14 protein-coding genes are annotated in these 14089 nt (G+C 60.5%); 4 read left to right on the top strand and 10 right to left on the bottom strand.

Annotated features, from left to right (window positions below; translation table 11 throughout):
- Nucleotides 1–46: 46 nt before the first annotated feature.
- The 3 genes from H281_RS0119175 to H281_RS0119165 form a co-directional block, all read right to left on the bottom strand.
- Complete coding sequence (locus tag H281_RS0119175) at nucleotides 47–979, bottom strand: MBL fold metallo-hydrolase (protein ID WP_020068774.1); 933 nt, start codon at nucleotides 977–979, stop codon at nucleotides 47–49.
- 2 nt (nucleotides 980–981) lie between these two features.
- Nucleotides 982–1140 carry a hypothetical protein gene (locus H281_RS36900; RefSeq protein WP_020068773.1) on the bottom strand — a complete coding sequence of 53 codons (159 nt, stop codon included), beginning with the start codon at nucleotides 1138–1140 and terminating at the stop codon, nucleotides 982–984.
- Between the two features lie 204 nt (nucleotides 1141–1344).
- The gene (locus H281_RS0119165) at nucleotides 1345–1755 is read right to left on the bottom strand and encodes a rhodanese-like domain-containing protein (protein WP_408735242.1); all 411 of its coding nucleotides are present in this window, start codon (nucleotides 1753–1755) and stop codon (nucleotides 1345–1347) included.
- Nucleotides 1756–1881: 126 nt separating this feature from the next.
- On the opposite strand from H281_RS0119165, the gene ftrA reads away from it, so the two are divergent.
- On the top strand, nucleotides 1882–2910 hold the full coding sequence (gene ftrA / locus H281_RS0119160) for a transcriptional regulator FtrA (RefSeq protein ID WP_020068771.1): 1029 nt from the start codon (nucleotides 1882–1884) through the stop codon (nucleotides 2908–2910).
- A 59-nt stretch (nucleotides 2911–2969) separates the two neighbouring features.
- Here ftrA and H281_RS0119155 read toward each other — a convergent pair whose 3' ends face one another.
- Nucleotides 2970–3845 carry a LysR family transcriptional regulator gene (locus H281_RS0119155; RefSeq protein ID WP_020068770.1) on the bottom strand — a complete coding sequence of 292 codons (876 nt, stop codon included), beginning with the start codon at nucleotides 3843–3845 and terminating at the stop codon, nucleotides 2970–2972.
- Between the two features lie 454 nt (nucleotides 3846–4299).
- A complete protein-coding gene (locus H281_RS0119150) occupies nucleotides 4300–5244 on the bottom strand; it encodes a LysR family transcriptional regulator (protein WP_020068769.1) in 945 nt (314 codons plus the stop codon).
- 133 nt (nucleotides 5245–5377) lie between these two features.
- On the opposite strand from H281_RS0119150, the gene H281_RS0119145 reads away from it, so the two are divergent.
- Both H281_RS0119145 and H281_RS0119140 read left to right on the top strand, forming a co-directional pair.
- Nucleotides 5378–6142, top strand: coding sequence for an SDR family oxidoreductase (locus H281_RS0119145; protein WP_020068768.1), 765 nt, complete (start codon nucleotides 5378–5380; stop codon nucleotides 6140–6142).
- Between the two features lie 73 nt (nucleotides 6143–6215).
- Complete coding sequence (locus tag H281_RS0119140) at nucleotides 6216–7007, top strand: SDR family NAD(P)-dependent oxidoreductase (protein ID WP_020068767.1); 792 nt, start codon at nucleotides 6216–6218, stop codon at nucleotides 7005–7007.
- 313 nt (nucleotides 7008–7320) lie between these two features.
- Here the strand turns inward: H281_RS0119140 and H281_RS0119135 are convergent, their stop codons facing one another.
- The 4 genes from H281_RS0119135 to H281_RS0119120 form a co-directional block, all read right to left on the bottom strand.
- Entirely contained in the window at nucleotides 7321–8451 is a 1131-nt protein-coding gene (locus H281_RS0119135; RefSeq protein ID WP_020068766.1) for an amidohydrolase family protein, read from the bottom strand.
- A gap of 2 nt (nucleotides 8452–8453) precedes the next feature.
- Entirely contained in the window at nucleotides 8454–9761 is a 1308-nt protein-coding gene (locus H281_RS0119130; protein ID WP_027804760.1) for an MFS transporter, read from the bottom strand.
- A gap of 71 nt (nucleotides 9762–9832) precedes the next feature.
- Entirely contained in the window at nucleotides 9833–11107 is a 1275-nt protein-coding gene (locus tag H281_RS0119125) for a CaiB/BaiF CoA transferase family protein (protein ID WP_020068764.1), read from the bottom strand.
- Nucleotides 11104–12063: a hydroxymethylglutaryl-CoA lyase gene (locus tag H281_RS0119120; RefSeq protein ID WP_020068763.1), complete on the bottom strand. Its 960-nt coding sequence runs from the start codon at nucleotides 12061–12063 to the stop codon at nucleotides 11104–11106. Before H281_RS0119120 ends, H281_RS0119125 begins: the two co-directional genes overlap by 4 nt.
- A 365-nt stretch (nucleotides 12064–12428) precedes the next feature.
- Between H281_RS0119120 and H281_RS0119115 the strand changes: the two genes are divergently transcribed.
- Nucleotides 12429–13205: an IclR family transcriptional regulator gene (locus H281_RS0119115; RefSeq protein ID WP_033379624.1), complete on the top strand. Its 777-nt coding sequence runs from the start codon at nucleotides 12429–12431 to the stop codon at nucleotides 13203–13205.
- Between the two features lie 215 nt (nucleotides 13206–13420).
- Here H281_RS0119115 and H281_RS34745 read toward each other — a convergent pair whose 3' ends face one another.
- The gene (locus tag H281_RS34745) at nucleotides 13421–14056 is read right to left on the bottom strand and encodes a DJ-1/PfpI family protein (protein WP_020068760.1); all 636 of its coding nucleotides are present in this window, start codon (nucleotides 14054–14056) and stop codon (nucleotides 13421–13423) included.
- Nucleotides 14057–14089 lie beyond the last annotated feature (33 nt).

The following is a 14089-nucleotide window of genomic DNA, read 5'->3' as shown; positions in this document are numbered from 1 at the left end:
CCCGTCATTGCGATCTATACGATGACGATTGATAGTCACGTATCGATCAGTAGTCCCACTGAACCGGCACAAAACGGAAGCCGTCGCCGTTCTTTGCGATATGACCGATGGACGGGAACGCGACATGCGCTGCGGCCAGCAGAGCGCCGGTTCTGGCGGCTTCGTTCAGCAGCGACATGCGCACGTCCACAGCTCCTTCAGGATCGTGTTCGAAGCCGTTTTGCCATTGCGGATTGTCGAAGTTGACTTCGAAAATCGCGTCGCCTACGAACGTCAGCTTCTCGCCCTTCGATGCGACGTCCACGACGCAGTGCCCCGGCGTGTGGCCACCCGTCACGCGTGCCGATACGCCCGCTGCCACTTCCACGGTCTGATCGAACTGTACGATGTTTTCGCTGTATAGCTTGACGAACTTTGCAGCGGCCTTGCGCAGCGCGGGAGGAACCGTTTCCGGCATCACCGTCTTGCTGAAGTCCGGATTTTTCCAGAACTCCACTTCGGCGCGCGATACGTGAATGCGCACGTCCGGGCGCAGCCTGGCTTTGACGCCGTCGACATTCAGTCCGCCGACGTGATCCATATGCATGTGCGTAATCACGATATCGGTGATTGCAGCCAGGTCGATGCCAGCCGATTCCAGGCGCATCACCGACCGGCCGGCGCGAGAAAAGTATTCGAAACCATCGCCCACGCCGGAGTCGATCAGGATCAGGCGCTCACCGCTGCGCACGAGTGCGACGTTCAGTGCCCAGTCGAACATGTCACGTTGCAGGAAGCGGCCATCGAACCATTCGTTGCGGTCTGCTTCGCTCACGTTGGTGGACATGGTCGAGGTCGGCAGCGGCAGAACGCCGTCGCTAATCAGCACGACGTCGACATCGCCCACGCGCACGGCATAGCGGGAAGACACGAGTTCGCCTGCACCCTCTTTACCAAGGCCGGCGATCACGGGCTGCACATTGCGGGTTGTTTCGCTCATCTTCAATAGTCCTGTTGATTAAGTGGGGTAAGCCGCACGGTGCGGCTCACGAGCACGACCACGAATCTCGCGCGCTTCGGTTGCTCGCCTTTCGACCGAGCCTGCGACGCATTGTAGGTAGGGCCGGCGAACGCCACTAGCACTGCGAAGGTGTTCACCATGTTGTCTCGATGACAACAATCGGCGATGAGCGGGCGATTAGAGCGACGCGAGTAGCAGGCTTATCGATGAGCGGTTACAGAGGACACGCGCGGCCTTGCGGTGGATGACCGCGCCACGCGATCCGGAGCAGTCGGACGATGCCTTAGGCAGGCATCGTCCGTTCCGAATCGGGAGCTAACGTTGACGGGGAGCTAGAGGCGCGACTACTCCACTGCGCTCACAGTGAGGCTGCCGCCTTCGTCGAGCCATCCGGTGATCCCGCCAATCATTACCTTCACCGGCCGCCCAAGCAAAGCAAGCCGTATTGCACCACGCGTAGCGCCGTTGCAATGGGGACCCGCGCAGTACGTGACGAAGACCGTTTCAGGCGGATAGTTCACCAGCTTGGACTCGACTATTTTGCCGTGTGGCAGATTGACCGCGCCCGGCACATGACCCCGCGCGAACAGCGTCGGACTGCGCACATCGAGCAGCACGAATCCCGGCGTGCCGCCAGCGAGCGCGCTGGCGACATCGGAGCAATCGGTCTCGAATTGCAGCGTCGCGCGGAAGTGGGCAAGCGCGACTGCGCTGTCCGCTGGGGGCACGGCGGTGACGGCGTTGGTAGTCGACATATTTGAACTCTGCATAAATCCTCGGATGAACATAGCGCCTGGCGATTTGATCCAGGAGCTCCATTCTGGCGTCGCGCGGCGATCCGGATAAGTGGCGTAATCGTCAATCTTCGGTAACATCACGCCATGGACAATCATCTCGTCGTTGCGCTGGCGTACGACCGGCTCTGTACTTTCGAATTCGGCTGCGTGACCGAACTGTTCGCGCTCGAGCGTCCGGAGCTCGGTGTCGACTGGTATCGATTCGCGGTTTGCGCGAGCGAGCCAGGCCCGCTCCGCGCCGCGGGCGGCATCACGGTCTCTGCGCCCTACACGCTCAAGGTGCTCGATCGCGCAGATACCATCGTGGTGCCAGGTTGGCGCGATGCGGACGAATTGCCGCCCGAGGCGCTGCTTAAGAAGATCCGCAATGCTTACCGCCGTGGAGCGCGTCTTTGCTCGATCTGCTCCGGCGTGTTCGTGCTGGCAGCGGCCGGCGTGCTCGACGGCAAGACTGTGACGACCCACTGGCGATACGCCGCGAAACTGCAGCAGCGTTACCCGCAAGTTCGAGTGCAGCCCGATGCGTTGTATGTGGACGAAGGACAGATCATCACGTCGGCGGGCTCCGCTGCGGGGCTGGACATGCTGCTCCATCTGGTGCGACGCGATTACGGTGGAGCGGTGGCAAATCGGGTTGCACAGAGGCTCGTGGTGCCGCCTCATCGGGAGGGCGGACAGGCGCAGTTCGTCCCGCGTCCAATGCCGCAGGACGACAGCGGGCGCCTCGCGAAATTGATGGATTGGGTGCGCCAGCATCCCGCTTTGCCGCATACGCTGCGCTCGCTTGCAGAACGGGCTGCGATGAGTCCGCGCACGTTGCAGCGGCAATTTCATGACGCCACCGGCATGGCGCCATACGAATGGCTCGTGCGTGAACGCGTGACGGTGGCCCGTGAGATGCTCGAGGCACAGTCAGCATTACCCATTGGCCGCGTCGCCGAGTTAGCAGGGTTTGGCTCGGAGGAATCAATGCGCCGGCATTTCCGACGTATCGCGCTCACGAGTCCGGCCGCATACCGGGCGAAGTTTGGCCATGGCGCGAAGGCCCAGAAAACTGGTTTTGAAATCGGGGGACGGTCGGGCGGAATTCGGGTTGACGCGCAGCGCGACTGATCGCAAATGCAATGCGGAGAAAGTCAGTCGCGATACAAGGCCGATGCCGGGAAGAACGGTTAGAGGTTTTTTAGCGCAGCGCGCACGAATGGGACGAATCGTGATGTAACCGGGTTTTTCTGGGCATCCGCCCACACAAGCCCTACACGCCACTTCGCGTGCGCTCCGCGCAGCGGCAGGACGGTAGCGTTCCGGAGCAAATGCTGCGCACGTGACGGCACAAATGCCACGCCGACGCCTGCGGCAACAGATGCCAACACGGACTGCACATCATCGGCTTGTTGCGTCACATTGGGTACGAAGCCCTGTTCGCGACACCAGGCGTCGACTTGAGCAGCGAGTCCGGGCCCGCGCCCACGCCGCAACGCCAGGAAACCCATTTCGTTCAGCTTGCCAAAATCGGCAGGCAGACGCACTCGCTCGAAACTGGGGGGCAACGCCAAGGCCAATGTTTCGTCAATCACGCGAACCGACGAAAGACCCTCGACCGACGGCACCCGCATGAACCCCACATCCAGCTTCCCCGACAGAATGCGGCGAGATTGCTCATCGGAAGACAGGTCGCTCAATGCAATCGCAATGCCCGGATATTGCTGGCGGAAGTCGGCGATGATCTGCGGCGCAATCGTCAGCACCGACAGGCAAATGCCGATTCGCAATTGCCCACGCCTGCCGCTGCCTGCCTCTCTCGCACGAGCGAGAATCTCGTCCGCATCGTCGACGAGCGCGCGTGCGTCGGGCAAAAAGGTTTCTCCGAACCGCGTCAACTCTGCGCCGTGACGACCCCGTTCGAACAGCTTCGCGCCAAGACTCGCCTCGAGTGCGCCAACCTGCTTGCTCAACGCCGGCTGGCTGATGTGCAGAGCGTCCGCCGCCCGCCCGAAATGACGCAGTTCGACGACGGACAAAAACGTCCTTAAGAGCTTCAGTTCCATTCTCTGCCGTTATCGTATCGATCAAATCATTCATTTTACTAATCGATGGCCGAGTTGTTCAATGCGAGTACATCTTCTCGGCGAGCGACTATCAAATGGCTTCGACAAACTCCAGGCGTCAATCACACGGGCCTATGCCTGCAGATGTCGAGTCAGGTGACGACACGGGAGAACCTGATTCGACGCCGCGCTGTTCGGCCGGTCACGAGCGCCGCTCCCGTCGCTCTCGCCTCGCTGACCTTATAGAGGCGGACGAAAGCCACGCTAAAGGAGGGGCGATCGCGGTGAGCTTCGCCGTCGTCTCCAGGAAGCGATGGCCGCGGTAATGGAGACCTCTCAACCCGATGAACGTCGTCGTCAGTTGAGGCGCGGCATGCTTCATGACCATGGGCTACTGACGAGGCAGCGGACCGTCATCGTCCGCATGTGTGGATCGCACGTTCCAGACGCGCGTTCAACTGGCCCTCGACGTGACGGCTGTCCGGCTTTCGTCGTCCCGATCCCATGGCGGCGTCCCGCCGAATGCATCGACCAGGAAATCGATCATCACCCGCACCCTGGCGCTCAGGTGTCGACGGCTCGGATACATGGCGAGTATGTCGATCTCAGGCAGACAATACTCGGGCAACACGCGAACGAGCGTGCCGGCACGTAGGTCGTTGCCGATCAGGAATGTGGGTTGCCAGATCACTCCTTGCCCGGCGAGTGCTGCTGCGCGCGCTGTATCGCCGTTATTCGTATGCAAGTGACAGTCGACCTTCACCGTGTGGGTCTTGCGGCCAGCATCGATCAGTTGCCACTCATCGCCGGTGGCTGCATACGTGTACCCGATGCAGCGATGTTCCATCAGGTCCGCTGGCGTCGCCGGCACTCCCGCGCGAGCCAGATAGTCCGGCGACGCGCACAGAATGTTCTGCGATGTCGCCAGTTTGCGGGCTGCATGGTTCGATGAACCGGCACGCGAAATGCGGATAGCAAGGTCGTAGCCTTCATCGACGATATCGACGACGCGGTCGATCAGTCCAACGTCGATTTCGATGCCGGGATACTTCCGCATGAACTCCGGCCATAGCGGCGCCAAATATTGAATGCCGAAGCTCACAGGCGCGTTGATACGCAGGCGTCCGCGGGGCTGCACCGACGCCGACGACACCAGCCCTTCTGTATCGGCGACATCGTCGAGAATGGATTTGCAGCGGGCGTAAAGCGTCTCGCCGCCCTCGGTTAGAGAGAGCGTTCTGGACGTGCGATTCAACAAACGCGTGCCCAAGTGTGCTTCCAGTTCGTTCACATAGCGGGTCACGTTGGCGGGCGACGTGCCTAGCACTTCCGCTGCGCGCGCGAAGCCGCCGCGGTTCACTACTGTCACGAAAACTTCAAAGGCCCGCAAGCGGTCCATCTCGACTCCGATCATTCACAAAAGCTGACTGATACGACCATGTTTTTGGCCTTTCCGCTATCAGGACTGAAGCCTATATTGCTTCCACGGGCCAAGGCATAGGGCACTGGCCGAATGCATCAGGAGAGAGAACATGCAACGCTTGATCGGAAAAGTCGCTATCGTGACAGGTGCCAGTGCAGGTATTGGCCGCGCTACTGCAAAGTTGTTCGCGAAGGAGGGCGCCAAGGTGGTCATTGCCGCCCGGCGCGCGGCGGAACTCGAAGCACTGGCTGCGGAGATCGCAAGCGAAGGTGGCGAAGCCGCATATCTGGCGGGCGACGTGCAATCGGAAGACTTCGCGAAGGCGCTGGTGGAACTTGCCGTTGGGCGCTTTGGCCGTCTGGATATCGCCTACAACAACGCCGGTACGCTAGGCGAGATGGGCCCGAGCACCGGCATTTCCGAAGCCGGCTGGAACGCCGCGCTTGCGACCAATCTAACGAGTGCGTTCCTCGGAGCGAAACACCAGATACCTGAAATGCTCAAGCATGGTGGCGGATCGATCATCTTCACGTCGACGTTCGTCGGTTACTCGTTCGCGTTTCCGGGTACCGCGGCTTACGCGGCGAGCAAAGCCGGACTGATTGGCCTGACGCAGGCGCTCGCCGCCGAATACGGCGCGCAAGGCGTGCGCGTCAACGCGGTGTTGCCGGGCGCCGTGGATACGGAGATGTATCGCGGCATGAACGACAGCGACGAATCGCAGGCATTCGTGACTGGACTGCATGCGCTGAAGCGCGTCGCCAAGCCGGAAGAACTGGCGCGTTCGGTGCTCTATCTCGCGTCGGACGATTCGTCCTTCGTGACCGGTACCGCCTCACTGGTCGATGGTGGCGCATCCATTACACGTACGTGAACCCCTTGGCGGCATCCGGCATCAAAGCTTCGATGCCGCCGTACTTACTTCAACCACGGAAAGGAATTCACTCATGGACTTGAATCTCACAGGCAAACTCGCATTGGTAAGCGGCAGTACAGCCGGCATCGGTTTCGCTATCGCGAGCACGTTGGCGCAGGAAGGCGCACGTGTGATCGTGAACGGCCGCTCGCAGTCATCCGTGGATGACGTGGTCGCACAGCTGAAAGCGGAGACCGGCACCGACGTGCAGGGATTCGCGGGCGACCTCAGTACGGCCGCTTCGGCAGAAGAACTCGCACGACGCTATCCGAACGTGGAAATCCTCGTGAACAACCTGGGCATCTTCGAGCCGAAGCCGTTTGAAGAGATTCCCGACGCGGACTGGCAGCGTTTCTTCGACGTCAACGTCCTGAGCGGCGTACGTCTCGCCCGCCTGTTTTTGCCCGCGATGAAAAAGGCCAACTGGGGCCGCATTATTTTCATTTCGAGCGAAAGCGGGGTGCAGATTCCAGCCGAGATGATCCACTACGGGATGACAAAAACCGCGCAACTGGCGGTCGCGCGCGGACTCGCGGAGGCAGTTGCGGGCACGGGCATTACGGTCAACAGCGTGCTGCCCGGACCGACGAAGTCGCGGGGCGTGGGCGATTTTGTGGAATCTCTTGCCAAGGCCGACGGCAAGTCGTTCGAAGCGTTTGAGAAGGAGTTCTTCGAGAAGGTGCGTCCCACATCGCTCATCAAGCGATTCGGCACGCCGCAGGAAATCGCCTCGCTCGTGGCCTATGTCGCCAGTCCGCTTGCGTCGGCCACGACGGGAGCTGCGTTGCGGGCCGACGGAGGGGTCATAAAGAGCGCATTTTAAGGGGGCGCTGGGGTTGGCGCCGGGCTCTCTGCGTGTTTGGTGGATCGCTTTTTTGGACGCAGTGGGCCTGGTTGATGCGCTTCCTTTTTGATGCGGGACCGTAAAGTCGGGGACGGCGGTCTCTCATGAACTGCTGGTCTGTATGGGAAAGGGCACCGGCTACGGTTCCCAGCAAGGTCCGTCACGCAACGCGATCTCGAGGCTTGAGCTCGGCCCACGCCGGCAAAGCGACAATGCCGTGTTTCTGCAAAGAAGCGGCATTGTCGAATGCCCATCGCCAGATTCACCTGGTCGCTCGTGCTTCGCACTTCGCTCAAGCAAGCCGATACACTGTGGATGCCGTCCCGCCGAAGAGCGCAGCACGTTCACCAACGCTGGCTTGCGCAGTCAGCCGCTTGAAGGCGTTCCAGCCGTTGCTGTACGGGTACGAGCCTTTGTCGACAGGAAAATTGCTCTCAAACATGCAACGGCTCGCACCAAATGCCTCGATGCATGTATGCATCCACGGCTTCCAGGTTTCGGCCAGTTCAAGAGAGGATGGCGGCCGCTCACCCTTTTCAAAGTCAAAGCCGTTGATCCGCATCCCCATGCCGCCAACCTTGACATAGACATTCGGCAACTGTGCCAGTTGACGCATGGACCGCGACCAGCTTTCGAACACCTCGTTTCGCTTGTCCGCGTAGCTGGCGATGCGCACGATCCCGCCACAATGGTTAATGATGATCGGCAGGTCAGGGAAAGTCTTTGCGAGGTCGTATAGTTCCGGAAGTTGTGGAAAGAACAGCCACGCGTCGTATGACAGGCCGCGTGGCGCCAGCTGCGCGACACCTTCACGATATTTTGGGTCAAGCAACAGACCGCGCGGAACCGCAGACAGCGGATTGACCAGCGTTTGATCCGCGTCCCAGGTGACCAGGTGCCGAACGCCCCGGAAGCGCCCTTTGCCTGCCTCAATGTGGGCGTCCAGAACGCTTTGCACGGCAGCGCCGCGACGAAGGTCCGCGTAACCCACGATGCCCTTTGCGACCTGTGGCGAACCGGCGGGCAGCGCTCCAACGGCGTTCGCGACATACTCCGTTTCTCCCACGGGTCTTAGCTCCTCCGGCCCCGTCTGACGGTAGCGAGTGAGCCCCTGCATGAATACGGACGCCGTAATGTTGTGCCCGGAGCGAACGTCTACCAGATAGTCGTCGAGCAGGTAGATCCAGCCGGGACGCTCGTAGAAATGATGGTGCGCGTCGATAATCGGCATCTCCGGCTCAATCGCGGCTTCAGTTCCTGACGCGAGCCATTCCGGGCGTACCGGGAGATAGTTGCTGGTCGTCTTCATGTTGGGCGTGTCCTCTGCGGCGAACGCATACCTGGTGTCGATGGCGGAGGCCGCAACCGATGCAGCGGCAACCGCGAGGAACCTGCGCCTGCCTCGTGAATGGATCATGTCCATAGTCATTTCTCGCGGTTGAACGCATACAGCGATAGGGTCAACAGAGTCGTGATGCCGAGCGCGATCGCAAGCCCCATCATTCCGGCCGTGAAGGTGCCGTAACTGTCTTTGAGGTAGCCGACCAGGTATGGTCCGGCGAAGCCTCCCAATGCGCCAATCGAATTGATCAGGGCGAAGCCACCAGCGGCTGCCTGTCCCGATAGAAAACGAGCGGGCAATGTGTAGAAGATTGTTCGTCCGGCAATCGTGCCAATGAGTGCCAGGGTTACGCCGACCATTGCAGGCCCGAGTTGGTGGAAATGGGTCGATACACCGAGTGCCACGCCACCAATAAGGAGGCCAGCAGCAAGGTTCGCAATGGCGCCTCCGCGGCGATCCACACGTTTGGCCCACCACAGCAGTGCGATCGTGGCAAAGAAATAAGGCACCGCAGAGAGCCATCCGGTCTGAGCGACGGTCATCCCGTGCGCCTTGAGCATCTGGGGCAGCCAGATGCCTATCCCATACGATCCCATCGTAAAACCGAAGGAGATCAGCGCGAGAATGTAGACACGCACATCCCTGAGTGCGGCACCGAAGTGCTTCTCCTTGCGGCTAGACGACCCTTCCCTGTCAAACGCGCCCTGAAGAGCGTCGCGCTCCGCGGGTGACAGCCATCTGGCATCGGCAGGTCGGTCTGCGAGCATCTTGAGTACGAGAAAGCCGACTACGCACGCGGGCAATCCTTCGATGATGAACATCCACCTCCAGCCTGCCAGCCCCAACACGCCATCCAAATGGAGCAGCCACGTCGAAAGCGGTGCGCCGATCAGAGAAGAAAGCGGCGTGGAGACGGTGAACCACGCCAGAACGCGGGTGCGATATTGGGCGGGAAACCACAGGGCCAGGAAGAAGATCACGCCGGGAAAAAAGCCCGCTTCACCAATTCCCAACAGCAGCCGAATCACGTAGAAGCTGTTCGGTCCCACAGCAAAGGAGGTCGCGGCAGCCATGAGGCCCCACGTGATCATGATGCGGGCAAGCCAGCGTCGCGCGCCGAAGCGATAGAGGGCGAGGTTGCTCGGGACTTCACAGATGCAATATCCCGCGAACATGATGCCGGCGCCCCAGCCGAATTGGGTCGCCGTGAGCCCCAGATCCTTGTTCATGGTCAGAGCGGCGAAGCCAACGCTGGTACGGTCGAGATAGTTGAAAAAGTATGCGAGCGCGAGCAGTGGAATAAAGCGCCACGCTGCTTTGCGCACCGCCTGCTGTTCGATCGAACTGGCGTTGAGGCTGTCGGAAACCATGCCGGGGGAAATTGATGTCATTGTCGTCTCCATAACTTCGCCGGTCCGCTGCAAGAATTGGCGCGGCCGGGTGATTTCTTGCGTACAGCGGCTCAGGCGCTGGCAAGCTCGTTTGCGGATGGGCTCGCCTGATCGCCCGGCTGCCATTCCTGACATCGGACAACGCCGGCCTCAGCCAACTGCCTCAGATCGTCGGCCGTGTATCCGAGCTCCTCGAGAAGCGCCTGCGTGTTCTGCCCGAGCGCCGGCGGCGCAGCGCGCAAACGCAGCCGTTCGCCGGCCAGGGTCAAGGGCAACAGTGCGGTTCTCGTATTAACAGGTTCTCCGGCTCCGCTTGCGTCCGGCGGCAACGTGACGTCCGCGAGTCCGCCGGTGGCGAGCAGGTGCGGATCGTCAAACAAATCCTGGGGTTTGGTGATCGGGGCGTAAGGCAGCCCAATCCGCTCGAAAATCTGACTGATCTGCGCCGCGCTGAACCCTTCCATGTGCTTGCGCAACCGGGGCAGCAACCACTCCCGCGCCTGGACTCGCTGGTTGTTGGTGGCGATCCGCTCGTCCGCTTTGAGGTCATCCAGCCCGAGCGCATCGCAGAAGAGCGCCCACTGGGTGTCAGACACCACTGCAAGAAATATCTGTTCTCCATTCTTGACGGAGAACACGTCATAGACGGCCCATGCTGAGATGCGGCTTGGCATCGGCGCAGCGGCTTTGCCAGTGACTGCAAATTGCATCATGTGCTGCGCGACGAGAAACACGTTGTTTTCGAACAGCGCGCTCTGCACTTCCTGACCATGGCCCGTGCGTTCACGCTGAGCGAGTGCGGCCATCGCACCGATGGCGCCGAACATGCCGCCCATGATGTCGTTGACACTCGTCCCAGCGCGCAGCGGACGTCCTTCGGGGCCCGTCATATATGCGAGGCCGCCCATCATTTGCACGACCTCGTCCAGTGCCGTGCGATGGTCGTAAGGCCCCGGGAGAAATCCTTTGTGCGAGACGTAGATGAGGCGTGGATTGAGCTTCGACAGGGCGGCGTAACCAAGCCCCAGCTTGTTCATCGTTCCGGACTTGAAGTTTTCGCTGAAGATGTCGGCGCTGCCCAGAAGCTTGTGCACGATTTCCAGCCCACGTGGATCTTTTACGTCGACGGCGATGCTTTTCTTGTTGCGGTTGAAAGTGCTGAAGAAGCCTGCGCCGGAACCTCGGAGGGCACGCGTGCTGTCGCCAGCAATAGGCTCCACCTTGATCACCTCTGCTCCGAGATCTGCGAGCACCATCCCGCACGTAGGACCCATCACCATGTGGGTCATCTCGATCACACGGACGCCGCTATACGGCAGCGATTGATTCTGCTGCAGATCATTCATTGCGCAACTCCCTTCAGACAGCCGTCGGGCTGCACAGCGCTCGGGCTACGGCCGTCGGCATACTTGAATCCCTTAGGAAGGCCGGCGTCCTGAACGTGTCCGTATAAAGCTTCTTCGGGCAGGGCTTCGCTCAGGATCGAGCGCGCTGCTACGAGAGCATCAATGTCAATCCCGGTGTCGTGTCCCATGGATTCGAGGAGAAACGCGAGGTCTTCGGTCACGATGTTGCCGGTCGCCCCTGGAGCATATGGACATCCGCCAAGACCGGCCTGGCTGGAGTCGATCGTCTTCACCCCCGCCTCGAGTGCCGCCACTACATTGGCCAAGCCTTGCCCGCGTGTGTTGTGAAAGTGGGCACCACCCGCCTTGCTGCCGAACTCACTTTGCAGACGCCGGAACAGACGACGCACCTGCGTAGGGTTCGCGTAGCCGCTGGTGTCCGACAGGCCGATTTCATCGACACCGCACTCCGCCATTGCCGCACACATGCGAATCGTCTCATCGTCGCTAACCGAGCCCGCGATCGTGCAGCCGAAGGCCACTGAAACGCCGGCTTCGATTGCAATGCCCGGAAACTCACCATCTCGCAACGCGACGATCTGCCGGACCTCTTCGATCATCTGGCCGGTCGACTTGCGGATGTTGGCCATCGAATGCTCGTTGGTTACCGATACCGGCAAGGTCACTTTGTGGACACTGGATTCGAACGCCGCCCGGCAACCGCGAAGATTCGGTGCAAGGACGGCAACGTGCAGACCGGGAATAGTCAGGGCGTGTGCCACGACGTCCCGTATGTCAGCCATCTGGGGCAGCAGTCTTGCTGGCACGAACGAACCCACTTCTATTTCTTTGAGCCCCGCTGCGGCGAGTGCCGAGATCCACCGCAACTTCGCCTGCGTTGGCATGATGCTTTTGATGCTTTGAAGGCCGTCGCGCGGACCAACCTCGCTGATCATCACAGGAAAAGAGGGAGAGACATCCACGATATGCTCCTTTTCGTTCTGCCTAAGAGAACGCCGTTCTGTTGTTGAAAACTATACGGTTGAGGCGTGGGCTGATCAAGCGGGTAAACCCGCCAGATTGATCTGTTTTACGGAATACCGTTCTTCTGGACAGAACAAAGGAAAAGTATTTAAAGCGTTTCCGGATCCATCGATCCGTAGGCGCCACTCGAGCCTGCAGGTATGACGTCGGCCCAGCGCCGCTGTTGGCCATGGCTTGCTGCCTGATGGCTCGCAAGGTTTCACCCGTGACGCTTCCGTAATTGACGCGCGGCAAGCGAGTGTCTAGGATGGTTCTGTCTAACAGAACGGTATTCGGAATGCCCTCGAACGATGACGAAAAAGGCGGCGTAGCGGCACTTGACCGGGCGTTTGCCATTCTCGGAGTTTTCCAACCCGGCGAACGTGCGCTTTCCCTTGCGGAAATCGCTCGACGCACTGGCTTCTACAAAAGCACTATCTTGCGATTAATAGGTTCACTGGAACGTGGCGGTTTTATCCGCAGACTTGAGGACGGCAACTACTCGATTGGTCCTGAACCGCTCAGACTCGCGCAGATATTCCAGGAGTCGTTTCACATCCGCGAGGTCATTGAGCCGGTACTCCGGCAACTTTCTGCGGACTCCGGAGAGACGTCATCGTTCTATGTACGTCAAGGTGACTATCGCGTCGTTTTACATCGGGTCGAGCCGTCGCGGTCGGTACGTGTGTCGATCCGCGAAGGCGAGCGTTTTCCAATCGATCGCGGTGCGTCAGGAAAGATTCTCATCGCGTTTTCGAAACCCTCCCGGGCAAGTCATGATGCCGTGCGCGAAAGGTTGTGGGCCTTGTCTTATGGAGAACGGGATCCAGACACCGCGGCCGTGTCAGCTCCTGTGCTTGGTCCAAATAACGAACTTGCGGGCGCCTTGACATTGTCCGGCCCGAAGGATCGCCTCGGAGCCACTGAGACAATGCGAGCTGCCTGCAACCTGTTGCTGACCGCTGCAGCGAGGGCGACCGCCGCCTTGGGAGGAGATCATCGAATCTTCGCTTATGGAATGGCACTCGCCGCGCAGTTCGACTTTCCGCCGCCCACCGAAGTCCAGAAAGCCTGAGTGTGCGGTGACGGCTTATCGCGCGAAAACGGGTACGGGGGTGGCGATACCGCGTTTATCGTGACTGGCCGTATATGGCCGACCACTGCCTCGCGCGATCGCGCGGCCCATGCCAACTGCCACGTTGGCAATGCTTGCTTATCGTGATCGTCGTGGGCACATTGAAGCGCGACTATCCGATACCGGACCTGATGAGCGAACCGGTTTGAGGCGGCTCAACTCACGATTGATTGGCGCTGCCGGTCGCCGGCATCCGCAAGAAACGGTGCGATGTTCGCCATCGCGCGCTCGACGTAGATCTCCTTTTCACCCACGGGCGCCACGTAGTGAATCGCGTTGCGCGCAGCCTCAACGCCCTCCAGACGCGCAATCACCCACGCCGCCAGGTATTGCGACGACAAACATCCTCCCGCCGTTGCCACGTTCCGGTTTGCCACGAACGGCCGATCGAGCACTGCGACGCCGGCCTCCTCGACCCACGGCTTCGTGGTTGAGTCCGTACAGGCAGGCACGCCGTCGAGCAGCCCGAGCTTCGCGAGAATCAGCGTCCCCGAGCATTGCGCGCCCAACAGTTGGTGCTGCGGATCGAACGCGAGCCGCGACATCAGCCCCGTATCCCCCGCCACATCCCGCGTCCGGACGCCGCTGCCCACCAGCACGGCCTGCGCGTCCCGGGCCTCGTCCAGCGACGCTTGCGCCTCGACAACCACACCGTTCATCGACCGGACATGCGACGACGGGCTCGCTATCGACACCCGCCAGCCAGGTCTTTTGACCCGATTCAGAATATTGAGCGCAATCAGCGAGTCGAGCTCGTTGAACCCGTCGAAGGTCAGAATGGCGATGTGCATGGCTTGCTCGCTGAATAGGGGTGAATTTGCATC

Source organism: Paraburkholderia caledonica (assembly GCF_000383275.1).
Taxonomy (GTDB): Bacteria; Pseudomonadota; Gammaproteobacteria; order Burkholderiales; family Burkholderiaceae; genus Paraburkholderia; species Paraburkholderia caledonica.
This window is presented reverse-complemented; position numbering and strand designations above follow the sequence as displayed.

Excerpts from the sequence above, each read along its gene's own strand:
- H281_RS0119175 (WP_020068774.1), bottom strand. The coding sequence starts at position 979 with ATGAGCGAAACAACCCGCAATGTGCAGCCCGTGATCGCCGGCCTTGGT.
- H281_RS36900 (WP_020068773.1), bottom strand. The coding sequence starts at position 1,140 with ATGGTGAACACCTTCGCAGTGCTAGTGGCGTTCGCCGGCCCTACCTAC.
- H281_RS0119165 (WP_408735242.1), bottom strand. The coding sequence starts at position 1,755 with ATGTCGACTACCAACGCCGTCACCGCCGTGCCCCCAGCGGACAGCGCA.
- ftrA (WP_020068771.1), top strand. The coding sequence starts at position 1,882 with ATGGACAATCATCTCGTCGTTGCGCTGGCGTACGACCGGCTCTGTACT.
- H281_RS0119155 (WP_020068770.1), bottom strand. The coding sequence starts at position 3,845 with ATGGAACTGAAGCTCTTAAGGACGTTTTTGTCCGTCGTCGAACTGCGT.
- H281_RS0119150 (WP_020068769.1), bottom strand. The coding sequence starts at position 5,244 with ATGGACCGCTTGCGGGCCTTTGAAGTTTTCGTGACAGTAGTGAACCGC.
- H281_RS0119145 (WP_020068768.1), top strand. The coding sequence starts at position 5,378 with ATGCAACGCTTGATCGGAAAAGTCGCTATCGTGACAGGTGCCAGTGCA.
- H281_RS0119140 (WP_020068767.1), top strand. The coding sequence starts at position 6,216 with ATGGACTTGAATCTCACAGGCAAACTCGCATTGGTAAGCGGCAGTACA.
- H281_RS0119135 (WP_020068766.1), bottom strand. The coding sequence starts at position 8,451 with ATGGACATGATCCATTCACGAGGCAGGCGCAGGTTCCTCGCGGTTGCC.
- H281_RS0119130 (WP_027804760.1), bottom strand. The coding sequence starts at position 9,761 with ATGACATCAATTTCCCCCGGCATGGTTTCCGACAGCCTCAACGCCAGT.
- H281_RS0119125 (WP_020068764.1), bottom strand. The coding sequence starts at position 11,107 with ATGAATGATCTGCAGCAGAATCAATCGCTGCCGTATAGCGGCGTCCGT.
- H281_RS0119120 (WP_020068763.1), bottom strand. The coding sequence starts at position 12,063 with ATGATCAGCGAGGTTGGTCCGCGCGACGGCCTTCAAAGCATCAAAAGC.
- H281_RS0119115 (WP_033379624.1), top strand. The coding sequence starts at position 12,429 with ATGCCCTCGAACGATGACGAAAAAGGCGGCGTAGCGGCACTTGACCGG.
- H281_RS34745 (WP_020068760.1), bottom strand. The coding sequence starts at position 14,056 with ATGCACATCGCCATTCTGACCTTCGACGGGTTCAACGAGCTCGACTCG.